This window comes from Urbifossiella limnaea (assembly GCF_007747215.1).
Classification (GTDB): domain Bacteria; phylum Planctomycetota; class Planctomycetia; order Gemmatales; family Gemmataceae; genus Urbifossiella; species Urbifossiella limnaea.
In genome coordinates this window covers 5,750,634-5,773,047 of record NZ_CP036273.1, presented here as the reverse complement: position 1 = coordinate 5,773,047, position 22,414 = coordinate 5,750,634, and the positions used below count along the sequence as shown (strand labels likewise).

The 22,414-nt window shown below is 71.5% G+C and carries 12 protein-coding genes; 4 read left to right on the top strand and 8 right to left on the bottom strand.

Annotation, left to right across the window (positions count from 1 at the left end; translation table 11 throughout):
• Nucleotides 1-408: 408 nt before the first annotated feature.
• On the top strand, nt 409-11,616 hold the full coding sequence (locus ETAA1_RS23520; RefSeq protein WP_145242865.1) for a LamG-like jellyroll fold domain-containing protein: 11,208 nt from the start codon (nt 409-411) through the stop codon (nt 11,614-11,616).
• A gap of 161 nt (nt 11,617-11,777) precedes the next feature.
• On the opposite strand, the gene ETAA1_RS23515 is transcribed toward ETAA1_RS23520, so the two are convergent.
• Nucleotides 11,778-13,295 (bottom strand): cryptochrome/DNA photolyase family protein, encoded by a 1,518-nt coding sequence (locus ETAA1_RS23515; protein ID WP_145242863.1) that lies wholly within the window; start codon nt 13,293-13,295, stop codon nt 11,778-11,780.
• Between the two features lie 171 nt (nt 13,296-13,466).
• On the opposite strand from ETAA1_RS23515, the gene ETAA1_RS23510 reads away from it, so the two are divergent.
• Both ETAA1_RS23510 and ETAA1_RS23505 read left to right on the top strand, forming a co-directional pair.
• Entirely contained in the window at nt 13,467-14,009 is a 543-nt protein-coding gene (locus ETAA1_RS23510) for a hypothetical protein (protein ID WP_145242861.1), read from the top strand.
• On the top strand, nt 14,006-14,299 hold the full coding sequence (locus ETAA1_RS23505; protein WP_145242859.1) for a hypothetical protein: 294 nt from the start codon (nt 14,006-14,008) through the stop codon (nt 14,297-14,299). The genes ETAA1_RS23510 and ETAA1_RS23505 overlap by 4 nt, the downstream gene beginning before the upstream one ends.
• Before the next feature lie 94 nt (nt 14,300-14,393).
• Here the strand turns inward: ETAA1_RS23505 and ETAA1_RS23500 are convergent, their stop codons facing one another.
• The 7 genes from ETAA1_RS23500 to ETAA1_RS23470 all read right to left on the bottom strand — a co-directional run bounded on the left by ETAA1_RS23500 (nt 14,394) and on the right by ETAA1_RS23470 (nt 20,170).
• The gene (locus ETAA1_RS23500) at nt 14,394-15,167 is read right to left on the bottom strand and encodes a type VI secretion system accessory protein TagJ (RefSeq protein ID WP_145242857.1); all 774 of its coding nucleotides are present in this window, start codon (nt 15,165-15,167) and stop codon (nt 14,394-14,396) included.
• Nucleotides 15,164-15,832 carry an O-methyltransferase gene (locus tag ETAA1_RS23495; RefSeq protein ID WP_145242855.1) on the bottom strand — a complete coding sequence of 223 codons (669 nt, stop codon included), beginning with the start codon at nt 15,830-15,832 and terminating at the stop codon, nt 15,164-15,166. Before ETAA1_RS23495 ends, ETAA1_RS23500 begins: the two co-directional genes overlap by 4 nt.
• A gap of 53 nt (nt 15,833-15,885) precedes the next feature.
• Entirely contained in the window at nt 15,886-16,374 is a 489-nt protein-coding gene (locus ETAA1_RS23490; protein WP_145242853.1) for a gluconokinase, read from the bottom strand.
• A gap of 115 nt (nt 16,375-16,489) precedes the next feature.
• Nucleotides 16,490-17,275 carry an ABC transporter permease gene (locus ETAA1_RS23485; protein ID WP_145242851.1) on the bottom strand — a complete coding sequence of 262 codons (786 nt, stop codon included), beginning with the start codon at nt 17,273-17,275 and terminating at the stop codon, nt 16,490-16,492.
• Between the two features lie 24 nt (nt 17,276-17,299).
• Nucleotides 17,300-18,298: an ABC transporter ATP-binding protein gene (locus tag ETAA1_RS23480; protein WP_145242849.1), complete on the bottom strand. Its 999-nt coding sequence runs from the start codon at nt 18,296-18,298 to the stop codon at nt 17,300-17,302.
• 150 nt (nt 18,299-18,448) lie between these two features.
• Nucleotides 18,449-19,531: a sugar kinase gene (locus ETAA1_RS23475; protein ID WP_145242846.1), complete on the bottom strand. Its 1,083-nt coding sequence runs from the start codon at nt 19,529-19,531 to the stop codon at nt 18,449-18,451.
• 69 nt (nt 19,532-19,600) lie between these two features.
• Nucleotides 19,601-20,170: a 3-isopropylmalate dehydratase gene (locus ETAA1_RS23470; RefSeq protein WP_145242844.1), complete on the bottom strand. Its 570-nt coding sequence runs from the start codon at nt 20,168-20,170 to the stop codon at nt 19,601-19,603.
• A gap of 237 nt (nt 20,171-20,407) precedes the next feature.
• On the opposite strand from ETAA1_RS23470, the gene ETAA1_RS23465 reads away from it, so the two are divergent.
• Entirely contained in the window at nt 20,408-22,396 is a 1,989-nt protein-coding gene (locus ETAA1_RS23465; RefSeq protein ID WP_145242842.1) for a sigma 54-interacting transcriptional regulator, read from the top strand.
• The last annotated feature ends 18 nt before the right edge of the window (nt 22,397-22,414 follow it).

The following is a 22,414-nucleotide window of genomic DNA, read 5'->3' as shown; positions in this document are numbered from 1 at the left end:
GACCGAGCCGCCGGTTCCGTCTTGGTCCTGGCATGGCGTTGGTGTGGCCCCGGTTTCATAGTCGGTCGTACGGACCTGAGCCGCTGTTGGGGTCGTCACCCCGATAGCTGTTGGTCGCCCCAGGCGGACGAACGCGCCCCCCGGAATTCCCGGCACCCGCGACTCGCACCGGCTCAGGCCGGCGGCGGGTGCCGTCGGCGCGACCCACCGCCCCCGGCGGGAGGGGCCGGCTAGCGGCCGGCGCCCCCTCCTCGCCCCGACGGCTCGCCCCCCGGCCAGCCCGGACACGCTTTACCCCGCCCCGGCGCTCGCCCGAGGCGACCGACCCTCCTTCGCCCGTCCCGACGGTCGGCCAGTGCCACGTCCGCGACGGCGCGATCAACGTGAATCCCCACCGGGTGCCTCCGTATGTCGTCGAAGAAGTCGCTCGCGGCCCGCCTCCTGACCCGCGCCTTCCGCCCCCGCCCGGCTACCCCACACGTCCGGCCCACCGGCCCCGTCGGCGGTCGGATCGAGGAACTGGAAGACCGCAGCGTCCCAGCGCTGCTGAGCCTCTACCCGGCCGACGGGAACGCGACCGACGTGGTCGGCGGCCGGAATGGCGTGCTCGGCACCACTGGGTTCGCCGCCGGCCAGTTCGGCCAGGCGTTCTCGTTCGACGGCACGCTCACCAGCCAGGTCACGGTCGCCCCGGACGCCGCGTTCGACTTCACCACCGGGACGGTCGCGGGCTGGATCAACGCCCCCGCTGACTCGGACAACGACGCGATCTTCTCGATGCGGACGTCCGTGGGGACGACGGGCACCCGCTGGAGCATCCACGTCAACGAGGCCGCGGACACGATCGGCATCTGGAACGGGACGAGCTTCCAGACGCGCCCGGCCACCATCGTCCCGGGCACCTGGTATCACATCGCCGCGGTGATGACCACGACCTCGACCCAGTTCTACGTCAACGGCACGTCCATCGGGACGGTCGCGGCGGGCATCAACACGATCGCCGCGGGCCGGCCGTTCGTCATCGGCAGCCCGAACGACGACCCGGGGTTCACGCACGAGCGGTTCCGCGGGTTGATCGACGACGTGCGGGTCTACAACGGGGCGATCTCCGCGGCCGAGATCGCCATCCTCGGCCAGGGCGGGCAGACGGTCTTCGCCGACTTCGCCACCGGCGTGCCGGCGTTCCTCGAGCAGCAAGGCCCGGCGGCGACCGTGGTCGGCGGGACGGCGCAGTTCAACGGGGGGAACGACGGGTTTCGGACCTACCTGCGGACCACCGACGCGAGCTACTACACCCGCAGCTTCGTGGCCGAGATGGACCTGGTCTCGACGGGCACCGCGATCTCGTTCGCCGGTCTCGGTCAGGGCGTGCCGGTTCCCGGCCTCACCTTCGAGCCGGGCGTCCCGTCGATCCACTACCGGAATCACGCGCCCAGCATCGGGATCGGGCAGATCGACGCCCGCGACGCGGACGCCGGCAACGGCGGGACCAACACACAGTTCGGGACGAACCCTAACACCGGCCCGCATCGCCTGCGGTACCAGTGGGACGCGACCACCAAGCTCGCCATCCTGGAGGTGGACTTCAACCCGACGAGCGGGACGTTCGTGGCGGACGCGTCGAGCGGTCCGATCAACGGGGCCGACAACGGGTTCACCGCCGCGAACGGCCGCATCTTCTTCGGCGGCGCTCAAGGGGCCGTATTCGACAACCTGCTGATTACGGCTGCCCCCGCCGCCCCGACCGGCACCCTGACCGCGTCCCTGGCCGGCACCACCCTGACTCTCGCGGACACCGCGGGCGTCGTCAACACGCTAACCGCGACCGTGAGTGGCACGAACCTCGTGGTCACCGACACCACCGAGCAGTTCCAGTCGGCCCCGGCCGGCGGCGTGCTGTCCAACGGCAACAAGACGCTCACCATCCCGCTCGCGTCCGTCACGAGCCTCGTCCTCAACCTCGCCGGCGGGGACGACACCGCCACCCTGAATTACGCCGGTGGGGCGCTGCCGCCCGTCGCCTTCAACGGCGGCGCGGGCGGGAACGACGTCCTCGTCCTCCAGGGCGGGACCGCGACCACCCAGACATTCAACTACACCAACGCCACCGACGGGAGCGTCGTCCTGGGCGGGCTGGGTAGCGTGACCTACACCGGCCTCGACCCGATTACCTCGAGCATCGCCGCCGCCGCCGTCGTGCTGAACTACAGCACCACCGGCGAGACGATCACCGTCACGGCCGCCGGGGCGGGCCAGACCACCGTGACCTCGACGGCCGGGGAGACGACCACGTTCGCCAACCCGACGGCGTCGCTGGCGATCAACGCCGGAGATGTCGGCAACGACACGATCACCGTCACGTCGCTCGGGTCCGGGTTCGTGGCCGCCCTGTCGATCGACGGCGGCACCGGGACCGACGCGATCACGATCACCCCGGCGCTGAACCTGTCGGCCGCCGGCGCAGGCCTGACGCTCGCGGCCGAGGCGATCGCCCTGAACGGCGGGTCGGTCACGACGAGCGGCAGCCAGAGCTACACCGGGGCCGTCACCCTCGGGGCGAACACGACCACGACCGGCGCCAATGTGGCGTTCAACGGGACCGTGAACAGCGCGGGCACCGGGGGCAGCACCCAACTGTTGACGAACGGAAACTTCGAGACGGGGTCCCTGACTGGGTGGACCACACTCACACCGCAGGGCAACGGCGCCTACTTCGCCAGCGCCCCGGGGGCGAGCACACCTACTAGCGGCCGCCCAACGGTCGGGAACCCCTCGGGCGGTACGACCTACGCCGTCTCCGACGAGTCCGGCCCGAGCGTTCACGGCCTGCTGCAGACGTTTACCGTCCCGGCGACGGCCACGCAGGTCGTCCTGTCCTACCAGATGTTCGTAAACGACTACAACGGAGCCGGCGCGATCGTGAACCCGGCCGGCCTGACCACCTCGGCCGGGGCTAACCAACACGCACGGGTGGACCTGTTGCGCGCCGTCTCGGCCCCATTCTCGACCGCCCCGGCTGACGTCCTCCAGAATTTCTACCTCGGCACGGACCCGCCGGCCGGGGCCAACCCGCACGCCTACCTCAACTACTCGTTCGACATCACCGCATTCGTCGTCCCGGGTCAGACCTACCAAGTCCGGTTCGCCGACGTCGAGACGCAGTTCTTCCTCAACGTCGGTGTCGATAACGTCAGCGTCCTGGCCACGTCACCGAGCGCCCGCAGCTTGACGGTCAACACGCCGGGCGCGACCACGTTCGGTGCGGCTGTCGGCGGGACGGCCCCACTGAGCACCCTGAGCGTCACCACCGGCACCCTCACGGCCGGGGCGATCGCCACCACCGGCGGCGTGACTGTCACGAACGGCGGGGCGGCGAGCATCACCGGCACCGTCTCCGGGGCCACCTCGACGTTGACCAAGGCGGGCGCTGGCACCCTCGCGCTGTCCGCCACCAACACCTACGGCGGCGTGACGACCGTGAACGCCGGCGTACTGGCCCTCGCCAACCCGGCGGTGAACAACACCACCGTGCAGGGCACGTCGATCGTAGTAAACGCCCCGGGCACGCTGCGGCTGGACCTGCCGAATCAGCTCATCGACGCGATCGCGCTCACGCTGAACGGGGGCACCTGGGACGTGGGGAGTTTGGTCGCGCCCCCGAGCCGCGAGTTCATCGGCGGCCTGACGCTGAGCAACAACGCCCTGGTGACCGGGACCGGATGGTTCATCGTGAACGGCACGTCCCCCGGCGACATCACCACCAGCGGGTCGGGGGTCGCGGGGACGATCGCCGCGAACATGTCGCTGGCGAACACGAACGGCACCTTCACCGGGAACCGGACGCAGACGTTTAACGTGATCGGCGGGACCACCCTCACGGTCACCGGCGGGATGGCCAACTTCCTCGAAGGTGGCCCGGTCGTCGGAAGCCTCGCCAAGACCGGCCTGGGTACCCTCACCCTGTCCGGCACCAACACCTACACCGGCACCACCACCGTCAGTGCCGGGCGGCTGAACGTCAACGGCTCGACCGCCGCCGGCAGCGCTGTCACCGTGAACGGCGGCACCCTCGGCGGCACCGGGACGGTCAACGGCACCGTGGCGATGAGCAGCGGCACCGTGGCCACGGGCACATCGCCGGGCATCCTCAACAGCGGCAGCGTCACCTTCACCGGCGGCACGTTCCAGGCCGAGGTGAACGGCACGACTGTCGGCACACAGTACGACCAACTCAACGTCACCGGCGCCGTCGCCCTCGGGGCCGGCACCACCGCCCTGAGCCTGCCGACACCCACCATCACCGCCGGCGCCACCTACACGCTCATCAACAACGACGGCACCGACAACGTCAGCGGCTTCTTCACCGGCCTGCCCGAGGGCGCCTTCGTCGGCAACTTCGGCGGCACGAACGTGTACATCACCTACGCCGGCGGCAGCAACAACAACGACGTGCAACTCCTCACCACGCCGACCGTCAACGGCACGGCCGGGGGCGATCAGTTCGTGCTCCGCCAGAAGGCCGCGACCCCGGGCTCCTACCAGCTTAGCATCGACAACGGCGCCACCTTCGCCGACCTCGGGGCGATCGCCACGCTCACCATCAACGGCCTCGGTGGGAACGACACGCTCACGATCGACGGCGTGAACGGCAACCCGTTCCCGGCCGGCGGCGTGGCGTACAACGGCGGCACCCAGGCATCCACTCCCGGCGACCAACTCCGCGTTGTCAACGGCGCGTACACGGTCATCACCCACAACTTCACGACCGCGAGCAGCGGCAACGTGGCGTTCAACGACGGGTCGTCCACTCGCACCGTTTCTTACACCGGGCTGGAGCCGGTGCTGGTGAACGTGGGCTCGGTGACGGACGTGATCTTCAACCTGCCGGCCGCGGCGAGCGCCGCCGTGCTCGAGGACGACGGCACCGGCTCCAACGGCCTGTCCCGGCTCCGCAGCACGAACGGCACGTTCGAGGTGACGACGTTCAACAACCCGACGGGCAGCGTCACCGTCAACCGCGGCACCGCGGCCGACACGCTGGCCGTGACCGCGCTGCCGGACCTCACCAGCACGCTGACGGTCGGGACCGGGGCTCAGCCGTTCCAGGCCGTGAGCGTGACCGGGGCCGTGACCCTGGCCGCGACGAAGGACCTGACCGCCTTCGCCACGCAGATCGTCGTCACGGGCGCGATCTCGGCCGACGACGTCACACTCGATGCTGACACCGGCGCCCAGGTGGCGGGCACGTTCGTCGGGGCCGACATCCGGGCCAACGTGACCGGCACCGGGGTCGTCTCGGTCGAGGGCCGCGGCGGGGCTACCGGGGACTTCCAGGCCGGAGTCTATGTGAGGAGCGGGGCGGTCGTGTCGGGCGGGGCCGGGCCCGGCGTGACCACCCTCGTCACCGGCCGCGGCGGCGCCACGACCGGCGACTTTGACTTCGGCGTGAGAGTGTTCGGAGTCGGTTCGCGCGTCGAGTCGGCCGGAGGGAGCGTGTCCGTGCTCGGGTTCGGCGGCGGCACCGCCGCCTCCGGGTTCAGCCGCGGCGTCGCGATCCAGGCGGGCGGCCTGGTCACCGCGGGAGGGTCCGGGAACGTATCCGTGACCGGGACCGGCGGGGGCGGCACCGGCGGGATCGCGATCGGCGTCGAGGTCGCCGCCACGCCCGGGATCACCTCGTCCGGCGGGAGTGTGACCGTAACCGGGACCGGCGGCGGGGGCGGCGCCAGCGGTCAGAACTACGGCGTCTACGTCGCGACCGGGCAGATCACCGCCGGCGGGACCGGGGCGATCAGCGTCTCGGGCACAGGCGGGGGCGGCACCGGCGGGCCGAACACGGGGGTGCTGATCGACACGGACGGGGCGGTCGACGCGCCGGCCGGGCTGGGCGTGACCGGCACCGCCGGGACGGGGCCGGGCAGCATCGGAATCGACGTCCCGGACGGGACGATCACCGCCGTCGGAGTCGCGACCCTGAACGGCCCGGCGGCGTCCGACATCTCGGTCGCGGCCGCCTCTACGGCAAACTTCGGCTCCCTCACCGTCAGCGCCGCCGGCGCCACGGTGACGATCTTCGAGGACAGCACAACGGCGGTGAACACGATCGCCGCGACGACCATCAACCTGACCTCGGCCGGGTCGATCACCGACAACAACGCCGGGGCGAACAACCTCACCGGCACCACGGCCACCCTCGCCGCGGCCGGCGGCATCGACCTCGACACCACCCTCGGCAGCCTCACCGCAACCACCAGCGCCGCCGGCGCCATCCTGATCGACGAGCTGGACGCCATCACGCTCACGAACGTGATCACCACGAACGGTGACATCACGATCACCGCCGGCGGCACCGTGTCGGCCGTGAACGTGGTGGACCTCCTCGACGCCGCCCACGTCGTGTCCATCACCACCACCGCCGGCGACATCCTCGTCGGCAACGTGGTCGCCACCGGCGACACCGTCGCGCTGGGCGCGGCAGGGGCGATCGAGGAACTGACGCCGCTCGACGGCACCGCCGACGTGACGGCCGACGTGGTCAACATGACCGCCGTGACCGGCATCGGGGCGGCCGGCACCGTCGAGATCAACACGATCACGACGCTCAACCGCGGACTGACGGCGAGCGTGACCGGCACCGGCCCGATCGACCTGGCCGACACCACCGGCGGCCTCCGCGTCCGCTCGGCGACAACCGCCAACGGGTCGGTCACAATCGCCGCGCTCGGCGGGGACATGATCGTGGAGACGCTCACGGCCGGCACGCTGTCGGCGGTCAACCTGAGCACCACGTCTAGCGGCAGCATCCTCGACGACGACGTGAACGCGACTCTTGTGACCGGCGGCGCGCTGACGCTGACCGCGAACAACGGGGCGATCGGGGCGGCCGGGGCGACCGGCCAGCTCGACACGACCGCGGTCAGCATCTCCGCGTCGTCCGCCACCGGCATCTGGATCACCGAGACCGACGCGGTCACGATTACCAGCGCGACCACCACGAACGGCGTGATCGAACTCCAGGCGAACGGGACGATGACCGTGACCGCCGTGACCGCCGGCGGCGCGAGCGACGCCCGGCTCACCACCACGGCCGGCGACGTCGCCCTGACCGGGGCGGCCACGACCGTGACCGCGGCCGGCGACCGGGTGCTGATCCAGGCCTTCAACGGGGCAATCACCGACGGGAACGGGGCGGGGAATAACGTCGCCGCGGCCTCACTGATCCTCGCCGCCGCGACCGGGATCGACGCCGACACCACCGTCTCGATCCTGGCGGGCGGCAACACCACGAGTGGGGCGGTGGACGTCGCCAACACCGGGAACCTGACGATCACGTCGATCCTGAGCCTGTTCGGGTTCGGGGCGGTCGGGTTCTTCAACAACGGTACCACAACGAGCGTCAGCACCGGGAACGGCACGTCGAACGCCCTGTTTACGGTCGCCCAGCCGGTCAACGGCGTCGGGAGCGTGGCCCTCACGTCGGACCAGGACTTCACCATCGACGCCGGCATCACGGTCGCCAGCTCCGGCGGCACGGTGGAGGTCAACGCCGACGTCGCCGCGGACGCCGACACCACCGGCGCCGCGGTGACCGTGAACGGCCCGATCACCTCGGGCCTGACGACGGCGAACGCGGTGACGATCAACACCGGCGGCGACGCCGACGTTATCACCGTGACGCAGACCGGCACCTCGAACCTCGACGTGTACGGCGGCGGGATCATCGCCCCGGCCGTCGGGTTCGATCAGGTGACGGTCGTGATCGGCAGCCTCGGCGCCGGGTTCGTCCGGCTCAACAACAGCGGCAGCGACAACTACCACGCCACCGTGGACGGCGCCGCCCAGGCCACCCCGCTGACGTTCCACGCGAACACCCTGCTGAACGAGGTGAACGCCCCGCTGCCGAGTCTGGCCAGCGGCGTCCGCCGCGTCAGCGTGAACGCCGCGACGGTGCTCGACTACCTCCCGGCCGGCGCCAGCCTCACGGTGTTGAGCCTGCTCGGCGGCACAGTCGCGGACACGTATTACGTCCAGTTCACCGACCCCGCCGCGGGCCTGTCGCTGCTCCCGCCGCTGGTGAACGTCGCCGCCGCCGGCGCATCCGACGCGGCGTTCGTGTACGGTACCAACGGCGCCGACACGGTGGACGTGAACATCGGCGACAACGACCGCGTCACGTCGGCCGGCGTTAGCGTCCGGTACGACGGCAACCTCGAAGCCCTGACCGTGTACGGGAAGGACGAGGCCGGCCAACCGGGCGACACGTTCGCCGTCCGGCCCGACCAGCAGACCGCGACCACCATCCACGGCGGCACGCCGGTCGTCTACCCCGGCGACACCCTCGAACTCGACGTGATCGGCCTCGTCACGCTGAACCCGACGCTCAGCGACCCGGCGCTGCCGGCCGGCAACTTCTCGCTGACCGGCTACCCGCTGCTCTCATGGACGTCGATCGAGAACTTCCCGGTGCCGCGGGGGCTGGGCGGGTCGTTCGACTTCGGGACCGCCACCAGTCCGGTGCAGTTCGGGTTCACCCAGGTGCTGCCCACGAGCACCTACCCGGCGGCCGCGACCGCCGGCACCGGGTGGTTCGGGTGGGCCACCACCCCGCTGTACGGCAACCAGGCGTACCAGGAGCCGAACCTCCCGCCGGCCGTCGCCGCGTCGCCGATCGCGGCGCTGCTCCAGGACTTCGCCTACGGCTTCCAGGGCGACCCGAGCAACGGCGTGTTCTGCGTCGACGTGGCCCCGAACAAGCCGGTGCAGCTGACGGCCCTGGTCGGCGTCCCGGTCGGCGGCCGCGACGGGCTGGTGGTCGAGTGGGGCGTCGCCAACAGCCCCACCGGCCTGCCGACGACGTGGACCGCCATCACCCCGGCCGGCGGGCTGTTCACCACCGGCGGCGAGATGACCACCGTGTCGGCGGCGCTGGCCGCGGCGGACGTCGGCAACAACCTCAGCCTGTTCGTCCGGTTCCGCGACGTCGTCGGCGAGCCGAACTGGTCGATCTCGGCCCTCGACGTGCGGCCGACGAACCCGACCCCGCCGGTCGGCCAGCTCATCCCGGCCGGGCTGGTCGCGCCGCTGCCGCTGCGGCGCGAGTTCTCCACCGACGGCAGCGTCGCCGCCCCCGGCGGCTACGCCGACCAGCACGCGTTCGCCGCGGTCGCCGCCGACGGGCTGACCGTCGACTACTTCCGCGGCAAGGACGCCATCCCCGGCTCGCTCGTCACCATTACCGTGTCGAACGGCACGCCGGTGGACGCCGCCTTCACGGCGGGTGACATGGCCCTGGCGACGCGGCTCCTGAACCCGGACGCGGCCGGCTACCTCCAGCAGTTCCAGGTGCAGGCCGACGCCGCCGGCGAGTTCACGTTCGGCGTCCGCCGGCCGACCGGCACCGCCCCCGCGACGGTGACCGCGGCCGACGCCACCGGGTTCCGGGCCGGGGCGTACACCCAGCCGTTCGTGCTCCCGAACGCCCGGCGGCTCGACTTCGGGCCGCTGCCGGCGGCGTCCACGAGCGACTACGGGAACGGCGGCACGGTCGGCGCGGGGTACGTCCCGTTCGCCGCCGCGACGTACACGGACGCGGCGACCAACGCCCTGGGGTGGACCGGGGCGAACCTGCCGGTGCCGTTCGCCTTCGGCGGCACCGGCACCGCGGTCCAGCGGGACGCGGTGTTCGGCGGGTACGCCCCGAGCGAGTTCGTGCTCGACATGCCGGCCGGCGACTACGTGGTGACGGCGACGCTCGGCGACCAGGGCGCCCGGCGGGACGACATGTTCGTCGAGGTGTGGAACGGCTCCGCCTGGGTGGTCGCCCGGGGGTTCAACCCGGCCACGAACGCCTACGACACCGACCTGAACGGCCTGACGTCGCCGCCCGGGGTGGCCCCGGACGCCGGCCAGTCGCTGGTCCGGTCGTTCCTGGCGACGACGGCCGGCGGGCAGATCCGGGTGCGGTTCGGGAACGTGACCGGCAACCCGAACTGGACGCTGGCAGCCCTGGAGGTGCGGCCGGCGCAGGCGGCGCTGACGATCACCCGCGCGGGCGGGGCGCTGACGGCCGACGGGTCCACCGTGACCGCGTACACGGTCACCGGGGCGGCGCCCGGCACGGTGCTGACGGTCCGCACGGCCCTCGGGTCGCCGGCCGGGGCGGACGCGAACACCACGTACGACGGCTTCCAGGTCGTGGTGCCGGCGTCCGGGCCGACGTTCTCCGTGAAGGCGCCGTACTCGACGACGGGGGTGTCGTCGGTGATCGAGGCGGAGTCGGTGTCGGGCGGCGAGCGCGGCACGGGCATCGAGGTCTACCTGCCGACAGCGGTGCCGACCGTGCCGGCGGTGCGGCGGTTCGACTTCAACGGCGCGTCGGACGACACGAACCCGAACATGGTGGGCGTCCGCGGCAACCAGCTGTGGACGGCCGGGGCCGACTACGGGTGGCTGACGGCCGTGAACGAGTTCGAGCGGGCGACGACGTCGCTGCCGGCGTCGATGACGGCGGCGCAGAAGGCGCTGTTCCGGGACGGGGCGACGCTGGGCGGGCCGGCCGGGACGTTCCGGGTGAAGGTGGACGCGGGGGCCGACTACGCGGTCCGGTACTACGTGGGCGACTCGTACAAGAAGTGGCCGTGGATCCGGCTGCAGGTCGAGGGCGGGACGGCGAGCGGGCAGCTGGCGACGAACGTCAACCAGTACTGGTCGTACGTCATGTTCGGGAAGGACGCCGACGGCGACGGGTACCTGGACGTGAAGGTGTACGGGACGGCGACGTGGGTGCTGAACGCCGTCGACGTGGCCAAGGGGACGACGGCGGCGGCGCTGCCGCCGAGCCTGCTGGCGGCGAGCCCGCAGCTGGCCGGGTTCGCGGTGACGAGCGGCACCGCCCCGGCGCTGACGGCGGCGGAGCTGGCGCCGATCGTCGTCGAGGCGACGCGGCGGCTGGTCGCGGCCGGGGCCGACCCCGGGCGGCTGGCGGCCGTCACCGTGTCGATCCTCGACCTGAACGACGCGGGCCGGCTCGGCGAGCACGTGCCGGGCTCCGTCCACATCGACGACGACGCGGGCGGGGCGGGGTGGTTCGTGGACCCGACGCCGGCCGACGACGCCGAGTTCGGGTCGTCGGTGGCGTTCGGCCTGGGCGCGACCGACGGCGCGGCCGCGCGGGGGGTGGACCTGCTGACGGTGGTGATGCACGAGCTGAGCCACGAGCTGGGGCTCGCCGACCTGGACCCGACGGCGAACCCGGCCGACCTGATGGCCGAGGCGCTGGACGTGGGCGTGCGGCGGCTCCCGGCCGGGCTCGCGTCGGCGGAGCTGCCGGCGCCGGTGGACGTGACGACGACGCGACCGACGACGGCGGAGAAGCCGTCCGCGGGGACGGTGCTCCGGCCGGCACCGGCGCTGTGGCTGGAAGTGGCCGAGACGGTGTTCGCACCCGGGCTGCCGGTGGTGGCGACCGACGACCGGGTGCGGGCGACCGTGGCCCCGATCGAGCCGGTGCGGATCGACCCGGTGGCGGCGACGCCCCTGGCCCCGTCCCTGGCCGCGACCCCGGCCTGGCCCGACGCCGACAGCCTGTTCGACCTCGACGGCGTGTACGTCGGGTGACCGCCGGGCTCGATCTTGTAGGTCGGGTCGAGGCCTTGCGAGACCCCGACGCGGGGCGCCAACAATGAACGATGAAACCCCGCGGCGCCGACGCCGCGGGGTTTCGTGTTGACGCACCCGTCTCCCGCGTCGGGCCTCGACCCGACCTCCAACACCGTGGTTCAGAACAGAGTCGCCGCCGGGCCGGTGAGGCCGCGGACGTACTCGTGGTAGCCGGCGAGCTTGAACTTGCGGGCGGTGTTCTCGCTCGACATGTACCGCACGTTGCCGAATACGGGCCGCTCCGGCGGCCACGGCCGGTCGAACAGGCCGAAGCACCACAGGATGCCCGTGTACGAGTTCGGGTCGCGGCCGTCGAGCGCGTACTTGTTGTTCAGGTGCTCCAGCACACGGTACGCCTCGGCCGGCGTCTCCGACCACTCCAGCACCTTCTTCCCCCACAGCATCCGCAGATAATTGTGCATCCGCCCGGTGCGCACGAGCTCTGTCTGGGCGGCGTTCCACAGCGGGTCGTGCGTATCGGCCGCCTCGAACTGCTCGGGTGTGTACAGGTGCTCGCGGCGGTCGCCGGCGTGCTTCCGCAGCGTCTCCTGCGCCCACGCCGGCAGCACGTCGGGGAAAGGCGGGGTGCTGTCGGCGGAGTGCGGCACGACCGTGCCCGCCCCCGCGAAGAAGAACTGCCGCCCCACGTCGCGCCACGTGATTGCCTCGTCGAGGAAGCCGTTCACGCTCGCGTCGCGGCTGTAGAAGTCGTCGCGTTTCCCCTTCGCCGTCGGGTTGATCTCAGCCGGCGACCAGTCGCCGAGGGTGCCGAACACGGCGTCTATCACGTCCTCGATGGCGACGTGGCCGAACCGCAGGTACGGGCTCAGCCGGCTGGCCGCGCCGCGGGCCGGGTCGTCCGGCTGGTTGCGGCCCTCGGCGTAGCGCGGCAGCTTCTTCGCCACGAACTCCGCCAGCACGGCGCGGCCTGCGACCGTTCCGCCGACTACGCCCGGCACCGGCGGCACCGTCTGATCGATCGGCAGTTGCCGCACGAACGCCGCCATGTCCTTCGGCACACGCCACGGCTCGAACGGCGGCGCGAGTTGGGACTTCGCCACCTTCGGCACGTCGGGCTCGGCGGCGGCGCGGTTCGCCCACGCCTCCGGGAACTGGGCGTGGATTCGCGGCCGGAGGTGCGCCGCCGCCGACACCGGCTTGTCACCTAGCAGCTTCAGAGGGGCGACGCCGTTGCCGTCCACGAGGTACACCGCGACCGGCGACTTGGCCGCCACCGCCCGGTTGTGCGCCGGTACGACGAAGCACGGCGAGTCGTCGGTGACGACGGCGCAGCTGTCGGTGGCGAGGCGGACGACGAGACCGCGGCCGGGCTGGTCGGGCGTCTCGACGAACGGCCAGTGCGCGACGCCGAGCCGGGCCGCGTCGGCGGCGGTGTCTCGCGTCCCTTCCAGCATAAAGGTGTGGTTGCGGGCGTTGGCCCACGGGTAGCCGAGCTTCAGCCCCTCGTACACGACCAGCGGCTTCTTGTAGTGCCGGCACAGGTGGAGGGCGTAGTCGAGGGCGTGGCTCGAATGGAGGCGGCGGGTGGTCTGGAGCCACAGGAGGACGTACCGCCCGGCGGGGTTCGCGGGGCGGGAGTTGGCGGCGCGGACGCGGGCGTCGTTGTAGGTGGTCATCGGAGGCATTCATAGGCGGCCCGGCGGCGCCGCGGCGAAGGTGGGCTTTACACGCCCACATTCCGCCGGCATAAGCCGCCCACTCAGCCGCGCGTCACACCGTCCGAGCGACCGCGCCGGCCCCCGGGGGATGGGGACCGGCCGACCGACCGCGGCCCGAGGGGGGAAGCCATGCACCGATACCGCGCCTGGGGGCTCGCCGCCCTCACCGCCGCCGCCGGGGCGACGGCGGCCGCGGCCGCCGACCCGCCGCCGCGGGCCGCACGTCCCACGCAGACCACTGTCGTGGACAAGCTGTTCGGCAAAGCCAAGGCGAAGGCCGAACCCGCGCCGGCCCCGAAGGCCGACGCCCCGCCGGGCCTGGCGCCGGAGGTGAAGGCTGCCGCCCTACGTGACGAGCAGGACGCCTACGAGCGGCGGATGGCCGTGTGCCTGAAGCTCCGCGAGGTGGCCGAGCAGCGCGGCGACGACAACCTCCACCGCCAGGTGGACGAACTGGAACGCCAGGCCGGCGCCCTGTACCACGCCCGCACCGCCGCCCTCGGCCTGCCGAAGGCTCGCCCCGCGGACGTGCTCGACCGCCAGCTCGGCACCGGCGTCGCGGTCACGCCGCTGACGGCCCCGGCCCCGCCGGTGCCCGCCGGCCCTGCCACCGCCGCCGCCCGCGCCACCGCCCCGACCTCCGACCGCGACGTGCGGGAGGTGCGGCCATGACGCGTCTCCTGCTTCTGACGGTGTTCGCCGCGTCAGCCGTCGGCTGCACCGGCCTGCCGACCTCCGGTTCGGTGGCGAAGTCGGACGCCCCGCCCGAGAAGGACGCGGTGGCGGCCGGCCGCCCGGTGCCGCCCGCGATCCTGATCACGCCCGGCGAGGTGGCAGCGGACAACCCCGCCGCGGCGCTGACGAAGCTCGGCAACGAGCTGGACTACGACCTGAAGAACACGCCGCCGGCGCCGAAGACGCCGATCGTGACGCGGTACAAGAACGGCGAGAAGGTCGAGTAGAAGTCGGCGAACGCGGCGAGCCGAGGGCCGTCGGGCCCCGGGTGTTTCGGCTGAGGTGAAACACCCGGGGCCCGACGGCCCTCGGCTCGCCGCGTCAGCGAATCTCGATCATCCGGCACTCGGCTAGCGGCACCTCGGCGTCGCCGGCCAGCAGCAGTTTCCCACCCACGCAGCGGATCGGGCCGTCGTCCGGGCACACGCGGTCGGTCTCAAGGCCGGCCGCGAACGCTCCGTCGGCCGCGTGCGAGCCAGGGTACACCAGCGGCAGGTGGACCCGGTGGACGCTGCCGTCGCGCAGCTTTACCTCGGCGGGGCGGAACAGCCGGTCCAACGCGAACCGCGGCAACTCCACCTTCACCCGCCGCAGCGCCTCCCACGGGAACCACACCCACCGCCCGCCGACGACCCCCTCCAGCACCGACGCGAACCGGTCGTCGGCGTCGCGGAGGCTGTCGAACTCCTGACCGTCGAGGAAGCCCTCGACCTCGGGGGTGGCGGCGTCGGCGTGGTCGGTCCAGCGCACGGCGCCGGCCGGGTCGCCGTCGCGGAGTCGCTTCACCGCCAGCCAGCGCCGCTTGGCGTGCGCCGGTGCCGTCGGCAGCACCGTCGGCCGGCGCGCCGTGACAGTGCGTTGTCGCTCGGCGCGGAGCAGGCGGCGGAACGCGCGCGCCGCCGCGGGCCACGCGGGGTCGCCGGAGCGGACCGCGGCGAGGTGCGCTTCCGCGTCGTCGAGCCGACCTGCGAACGCCAGCAACTCGACGAGGAACAACCGGGCTGTGGCGTCGTCCGGGTGCGCGGCGGCGGCCGCCTCCTGGAGCGACACCGCCTCCGCGAGCCGGCCGTCGGCGAAGGCCTCGTGCGGGCTCATCGCTTCAGCCCGAGCGTGAGGCCGTCCGCGAACGGGAGGAAGCACAGGTCGATCCGCGTGTCGGCGTGCAGCTTCGCGTTCAGCGCCCGGATCGCGGCCGTGTCCGCGTCGGTGATCGCGTCGTCGGCCGGCTTGCCGTCCCACAGCGTGTTGTCGATCGCCACCAGACCGCCCGGCCGCAGCAGCGCCAGCGCGGCCTCGAAGTAGGCGTCGTAGTTCGACTTGTCGGCGTCGATGAATGCGAAGTCGAAGGTGCCGTCCGCACCCCCTGCGCGGAGCCGGGTGAGGGTGTCGAGGGCCGGAGCCAGGCGGAGCTCGATACGGTCGGCGAGGCCGGCCGCGGCCCAGTGCCGGCGGGCGATTTCGGCGTAGGTCGGGTTCACGTCGCAGCACACGACCTGTCCGCCGGCCGGCAGCGCCGACGCCACCCACAGCGCCGAGTAGCCGGTGAAGGTGCCCACTTCCAGACACTTCGTCGCGCCCATCAACTTCACCAGCAGCGCGAGGAGCGGCCCCTGTTCGGGGGCGATCTGCCACTCGCCCTCGGCCAGCCGGCCGGTCTCCTCGCGGAGCGCGCGGAGGGCGTCGGGCTCACGCAGGCCGACCGTCAGGGCGTACTCGTAGACGCGGTCGGTGAGTGGCGTCGGGCGGACGAAGTTGAGCATCCGCGGTCCCTTCGTGCGGCGGGGCGACCGGAGTGGTATACGGGTCGGCTGCGTCACACGCCCAGCGCCCGCCGCACCTGCGCCACGATCACCCCCGGCGGGTCGGCCACGTCCACGCGGATCGCGTCCGCCGGCGGCTCCAGCGTCTGGAACTGGCTGTGTAGCAGCGACGGGCTCATGAAGTGCCCCGTCCGCGCCGCCAGTCGCTCGCGGATCAAGGCCTCGGGGCCGTGTAGCCACACGAGGTGGATGTGTGCCGGGTCGTGCGCTTCGAGGTAGTCCTGGTAGGCGTGCTTCAGCGCCGAGCAGGCCAGCACCACGTTTTCGCCGCGGGCAAGGGCGGCGTCCATGCGGTCGCGCAGGGCCGCGAGCCACGGGCCTCGGTCGGCGTCGGTGAGCGCGACGCCGGCCTTCATCTTCTCGACGTTCGCGGCCGGGTGATAGTCGTCGCCCTCGACGAACGACCAGCCCAACTCGTCGGCGAGGAGCTTGCCGACGGTGCTCTTGCCGGTTCCGGATACGCCCATCATCACGACGATCACGGTGGTAGCCTCCGCGCGGGCTACCCACATCGTACTCGGTGACGGAAGCGGAGCGGCCGAACCGTTACCCTCTGAGCGCGGGAACGAGGGGCTACCGAATCTTGAGCAGTAGGCTTCACACGTCTCGCCGGGCGAAGCCGACCACGCCGACCGCCGCGGCGAGCGTGCTCAGCACCGCAGCCCCGAGCACCAGGTTCGACAGGCCCGCCGTTTGGTACTCGCCCTTCAGCACGAACCGCAACCGGGCGAGATACCGGTCCGGGCTCGGCCACGGCTCCGGCAGCCACGACAGCGCGAACCCCGCACCGTACAGCACCACCCAGAACACCGTGATGCCCAGCACCGTGCCGTTCGTCAGTGCCCCGATCGTTACACCCCAAGACACGATCACCGCCAGCACCGCGGCCACCATCACGACGGCCATCAGCCCGCCGCCGGCGGTCAGGTCGCTCTCGGCGTCGGACTTGAACAGCAGGTAGCTCGCCACAAGCACGCCGATGCCGAGCGCCGCGAACGTACACACGACGACGACGAGGCGCGCGTGCCACTTCGCCAGGAAGTACTGGTGCCGGCTGATGCCGCGGCTGAGCACCGAGTCGGCGACGGTGCCGCGCTCGGCCCCGACCGCCGAGACGGAGAGCACCACCACCAGCGCCAGGCTGCCGAGAACGACGAGGCGGAACAGGTCGCCGGACTGGGCGGCGGCCGAGCGGAACATGCCGGCCTCGTTGTGAACGCCGACGCGGTACAGGATGAAGCCGGCCGCAGCGAGGACGGTGACGAGCACCCACAGGCGGTACGTCCATCCGCGGAGCGTCTGCCGCATGTCGGTCTGGAATACCGCCCAGTACGGCAGGAACCGATTGAACCGGACGGTGACGACGGGGGGGGTCTGTTCCATGTGTGCCTCGGTGGGGCCGCTCGCCTACGCCGCCTCGTCCTTGTACAGCCGGGCGAACCCGCGGCTCTCCTCGCGCTCGACCAGGTCCAGGTACGCCTGCTCCGTCTGCATCCCGAGCGTCCGCACCGAGATGACCGTCACCTTGTTCTCGCCGAGGAGGTGGAACAGCTGCGCCAGGAGTGCCGCGTTCGGCACCTCGTCCGTCAGCTTGATCTCGAGCCGCCGCTGCCGCAACAGCACCTGCTTGAAGTCGGCCAGGTTCCGCAGCGCGGCCACGCACTTCGTGATCGCCTTCTGCTCTCCGTCGATGTCGAGCTCGTAGTGGTTGCGGCGGATGCGGCCCTTCAGGTCTTGCAGCGTGCCGTGGAAGATCAGCTGCCCCTTGTTCAGCACCGCGGCGTGGTTGCACACCTCGTCCACGTCCGTGAGGTTGTGGCTGCTGAGGATGAGCGTCTTCTCCGCGGCCAGCGTCTTGATTAGTTCCAGCATCGACCGGCGGGCCTCGATGTCGAGTCCGTGCGTCGGTTCGTCCCAGATGAGGAGGTCGGGGTCGTTCAGCAGGCTGGCGGCGACGGCAAGGCGGGCGGTCATGCCGGCGCTGAAGTGGGCGATCGAATCGCCCGAGTGTGGCAGCAAATCGACGGCGCGGATGAGGGTGGCGAGCTTCGGCTTCCGCACGTCGGCGGGCAGCCCGAACAGCCTGGCGATGTAGTCCAGGTACGTGATCGGCGTCATCCCCTTCGGGAACTGCGGGTTCGTGGGGATGTAGCCGATGCGGCGCCGCAGGTCGGCGGCGTTGGGCGTCATGACGCGGCCGAACACCTTGGCCCACCCGGCGGTGGGCCGGTGGAGGCCGAGGATGAGGCGGAGGAAGGTGGTCTTTCCGGCGCCGTTGGGGCCGAGCAGGCCGAGGACGCAGCCGGGCTCCACGGTGAGCGTGGCGTCGTTCAGGGCGATCTGCCGGTTCTGGTAGATCTTCGTCAGGTGCTGGGTCTCGACGACCAGCTCCGCGTCGTCCGCCACGGCCGGTCCTCCCCGCACATCCCGCGCGAATGACGGGGCGTATACCGGGGCGGGGTTACCAGGTCTACCCGAGTTTCCGAGTCGGGGCTCGGGGCTTCGCGGCTCGCGGCTTCGCGCGGGGCGACGCGAAGCCGCAAGCGGCGAAATCCGTCACCGCTGCACCCGGGCGCTGCCCCCCTTGGCGAACGCCTCCACCTCCTCCACCCGCGCCATCGTCACGTCGCCGTGGAACGTGGTCAGTAGGGCCCCGTGCGCCCACCCCAGCCGCAGCGACTCGTCCGCCGACCGGCCCGACAGCAGCCCGTAGATACACCCGGCCGCGAAGCCGTCGCCGCCGCCGATGCGGTCGATCACGTCCAACTCGCACGTCGGGCTCACGTGCCGCGCGCCCTCCAGCCACAACACCGCCGCCCAGTCGTGCCGGTTCGTGTGGTGGACCTCGCGCAGCGTCGTAGCCACGAGCTTGATGTTCGGGAACTCCTGCACCGTGTTCTCGATCATGCCGAAGAACACCTCGGGGTCCAGCTTCGACTCGGTCTTCGCCGTCACCTCCGGCCCCTTCACGCCGAGCCCCTTCTGCATGTCCTCCTCGTTGCCGATCAGGCAGTCGACGTGGCTCACGATGCGGCGCAGCGTCTCGACCGCCCGGCCGTCGCCGCCGGCCGCCTTCCACAACTTCGCCCGGTAATTCAAGTCGAACGACACGACGGCACCCTGGGCCTTCGCTGCCTTCATCCCTTCGATGATGAGCTCCGGCGTCGTCTCCGAGAGCGCCGCGAAGATGCCGCCGGAGTGGAACCACTTCAGGCCGCCGGCGAACACCTTCGCCCAGTCGAAGTCGCCGGGCTTCAGTCGGGCCGCGGCCTCGTTCGAGCGGTTGTAGAAGACGACCGGTGCGCGGACGCCGTGGCCGCGGTCGCTGTACACCGTGGCGAGGTTCGGGCCGCGGACGCCGTCGTGCTCGAAGTGCTTGTAGAACGGCGTCACGCCCATCGCCCGCACCTGCGCCTGGATCAGCTCGCCGATCGGGTAGTCCACCATCGCGGTGGCGACGGCGGTGCGGAGGCCGAAGCAGTCGGACAGGTTGGCCGCGACGTTGTACTCGCCGCCGGACACGTGGATGTCGAACGCCTTCGCCTTGCGGAACGGCACGACGCCGGGGTCGAGGCGGTGGACGAGGGCGCCGAGGCTGACGAGGTCGAGGGCGGCGTCCGGGCGGATGGAGAGCGGCATCGTAGGTGGTGGGTTGTGGGGGGTCGTGGTAGTGGTATGCTCGGGACTTCGCCGCTCGCGGCGGCGCGGTCACCGCTTCAGCATCCCGACCTTCTCGGCGTACGGGAACAGCCCGCCGGCCTCGATGATCGGCGCCACCTCACCCAGCGGCAGCAACTGCCACGTGTCGCCGGTCGTCTTGTTGGTCAGCGTGCCGGCAGTCAGGTCGATCGCCAACTCGTCGCCGGTGCAGACCTGATCGACCAGCCGGGCCTGGGTTTCGATCGGGACGAGGTAGCCGCCGTTGACGGAGTTTCGATAGAAAATCCGGGCGTAGAACTCGGCCACGACGGCCTTGATGCCGGCGGCGGCGAGGGCGATCGGGGCGTGCTCGCGGCTCGACCCGCAGCCGAAGTTCTTGCCGCCGATGATAATGCTGTACGCCGACACGAATCCGTCTCCGCCCGGCGGGTGGAACGGGACGTGGCCCTTCGGCAGCCCGGCCTGGTCGTCCGGCACGCCGCTGAGGGCGTACTTGCCGAACATCCGGTACTCCTCCGGGATGGAGGGGTTGTACGTCAGGTACTGGGCCGGGATGATCTGGTCGGTGTCGATGTTGTCGCCCAGGACGTACGCCCGACCTTCAATTTGATTTTGCATCGTTTTTCGCCCATCGGAACCGGCACAACCGTCGTCTTCGGTGTGTGCCACGTGAAGTCGCGGGGAGGGTACAATACCCCCGCGGTCGCCCCCCGGTAAGCCGCTAAACGGGCCGCCCGCCGGGATTTCCGCGTGCTAAAGTTGGCTGTTAGTTTCGGCCCGCACGGCCGCCGGACGGCGGCCGCCTGGGGCCGCCCGCAAGCCCTACGGGCGGCCCGGTTTGGAGCGACCGGCGTTATGCGAGCCCGACTCACCTCCGAGGCCGGCGACTGCCTGCCCGCCTCGGTCGACCTCTCCCCGGGTACCACCGTCACCCTCGGCCGCAGCCGCGACAACACCCTGGTGCTGCGCGACGAGTTGGCCAGCCGGCTGCACGCCAAGGTGTACTTCGAGGACGGCAAGTGGCACGTCCGCGACTTCGGCCTCAACGGCACACGAGTCGAGGGGCAGAAGATCACCGGGGCCGTCGAGATCGCGGACGGCGAGGTCATCAAGATCGGCGAGGTGGTGCTCCGCTTCACGGCCGGCCCCCGCCTCGCCGCCAAGACGCAGTTGAAGCCTGCCGCCCCGGTCACGCTCCCGATCGGCCGGGCGACCGTCGGCAGCTACCACGGCTCCACGAAGGTCCACGAGTTGCCCGCCGAGCGCACCCTCCCGGGCGACCCGCCGCCCGAAGAGTCCGCGAACCGCCTCCGCATGGACGAACTGACCGCGCTGTGCAAGTTCATGACGTCCGCCGTCGAGGCCCGCACGCCGCACGAACTCATCGTGATGGCCCTGCGTTCGATACTCCACCAAACCACCGCCAAGCTCGCCGGCTACCTCAGCGTCGACGCCGACGACCCGGCCCCGAAGGTCGTGCTGCCCGAGACTGCGGCGGTGGACATGCCGCTCTCCCGCCGCCTGACTCAGCAGGCTCACCAGACCGGCCGCACCGTCTGGCTATTCCCCGAACTGACTGCCGCCCACCCGCCGACCGACAGCCTCTCGTCGTTCGCCGACGCCATCTGCATCCCGCTGAAAACGAGCAGCGGCGACTCGTTCGCGGCCCTGCACGTGTACCGCTCCGGCCGGGCGTTCGACGAGCGCGACGTGCGGTTCATCGAGGCCGTGGCCGGGTACCTGGCGCACGGGCTGGAGATCCACCGCCAGCGCCGCCGGCTCGAGGCCGAGAACAGCCGCCTGCGGACGCACACGCCGACCGCCGACGACATCATCGGCGAGAGTTCCGCGGTCATCGCGCTGCGGCAGCAGATCTTTCGCGCGGCCCCGCAGGCGTACACGGTGCTGGTGCAGGGCGAGAGCGGCAGCGGCAAGGAACTCGTGGCACTGGCCATTCACCGCAACAGCAAGCGCGTCGGCGGCCCGCTGGTCGTGGTCAACTGCGCGGCCATCGCCCCGACGCTGCTCGAGGCCGAGCTGTTCGGCTACAAGAAGGGGGCGTTCAGCGGGGCCGACCGCGACCACCCCGGCCTGTTCCAGCAGGCGGACGAAGGCACGCTCTTCCTGGACGAGATCGGCGAACTGTCGCTGGACTGCCAGGCCCGGCTGCTGCGCGTCATCGAGGGGAAGGCGTTCCGCCCTGTGGGTGCGACGTCCGACATCAAGGTCGACGTGCGGATCGTGGCGGCGACGCACCGGAACCTGGACCAGGAAGTGAAGTCCGGCCGGTTCCGGCAGGACCTGTGCTACCGGCTGAAGGTCATCCAGATTCGCGTGCCGGCGCTGCGGGAGCACCCGGAGGACATTCCGGAGTTGGCGGCGTTCTTCCTGGCGCGGGTGTCGGGCGAGTGCCGGCGCAGCTTCCGCCTCACGCCGGCGGCGATGCGGAAGTTGCAGGCGTACACCTGGCCCGGCAACGTCCGCCAGTTGCGGGCCGTCCTGGAGAGCGCCGCGGTGATGAGCGAGGCCGACCTGTTGGACGCCGAGTCGCTGCCGCTGGGCGGGGTGTCGGAGCTTGCGTCGGCGGCGGCGGTGGCGGCCGCGGACCTGCCGCCGAGCCTGGACATGGACGAGATCGAGACGTGGGCCATCCGCCGGGCCTTGAAGCAGACCGGCGGCAACGTGAGCCACGCGGCGAAGGTGCTGGGCATGAGCCGCGACACCCTCCACACGAAGATCAAGAAGAAGGGAATCGAGCGCGTGGTGGTGGTGGAGAGCCCCGAGCCGCCGGTGCTGCCGGCGGCGGCGGAGTCCGACTGGACGCCCACGGGGGCGATGCGGTGATTCCCCTCCGCCGCTCGC

Coding starts and splice junctions, on each gene's coding strand:
- ETAA1_RS23495 (WP_145242855.1), bottom strand. CDS start 15,832: ATGCTCAACTTCGTCCGCCCGACGCCACTCACCGACCGCGTCTACGAG.
- ETAA1_RS23505 (WP_145242859.1), top strand. CDS start 14,006: ATGACGCGTCTCCTGCTTCTGACGGTGTTCGCCGCGTCAGCCGTCGGC.
- ETAA1_RS23470 (WP_145242844.1), bottom strand. CDS start 20,170: ATGCAAAATCAAATTGAAGGTCGGGCGTACGTCCTGGGCGACAACATC.
- ETAA1_RS23485 (WP_145242851.1), bottom strand. CDS start 17,275: ATGGAACAGACCCCCCCCGTCGTCACCGTCCGGTTCAATCGGTTCCTG.
- ETAA1_RS23500 (WP_145242857.1), bottom strand. CDS start 15,167: ATGAGCCCGCACGAGGCCTTCGCCGACGGCCGGCTCGCGGAGGCGGTG.
- ETAA1_RS23465 (WP_145242842.1), top strand. CDS start 20,408: ATGCGAGCCCGACTCACCTCCGAGGCCGGCGACTGCCTGCCCGCCTCG.
- ETAA1_RS23520 (WP_145242865.1), top strand. CDS start 409: ATGTCGTCGAAGAAGTCGCTCGCGGCCCGCCTCCTGACCCGCGCCTTC.
- ETAA1_RS23515 (WP_145242863.1), bottom strand. CDS start 13,295: ATGACCACCTACAACGACGCCCGCGTCCGCGCCGCCAACTCCCGCCCC.
- ETAA1_RS23475 (WP_145242846.1), bottom strand. CDS start 19,531: ATGCCGCTCTCCATCCGCCCGGACGCCGCCCTCGACCTCGTCAGCCTC.
- ETAA1_RS23510 (WP_145242861.1), top strand. CDS start 13,467: ATGCACCGATACCGCGCCTGGGGGCTCGCCGCCCTCACCGCCGCCGCC.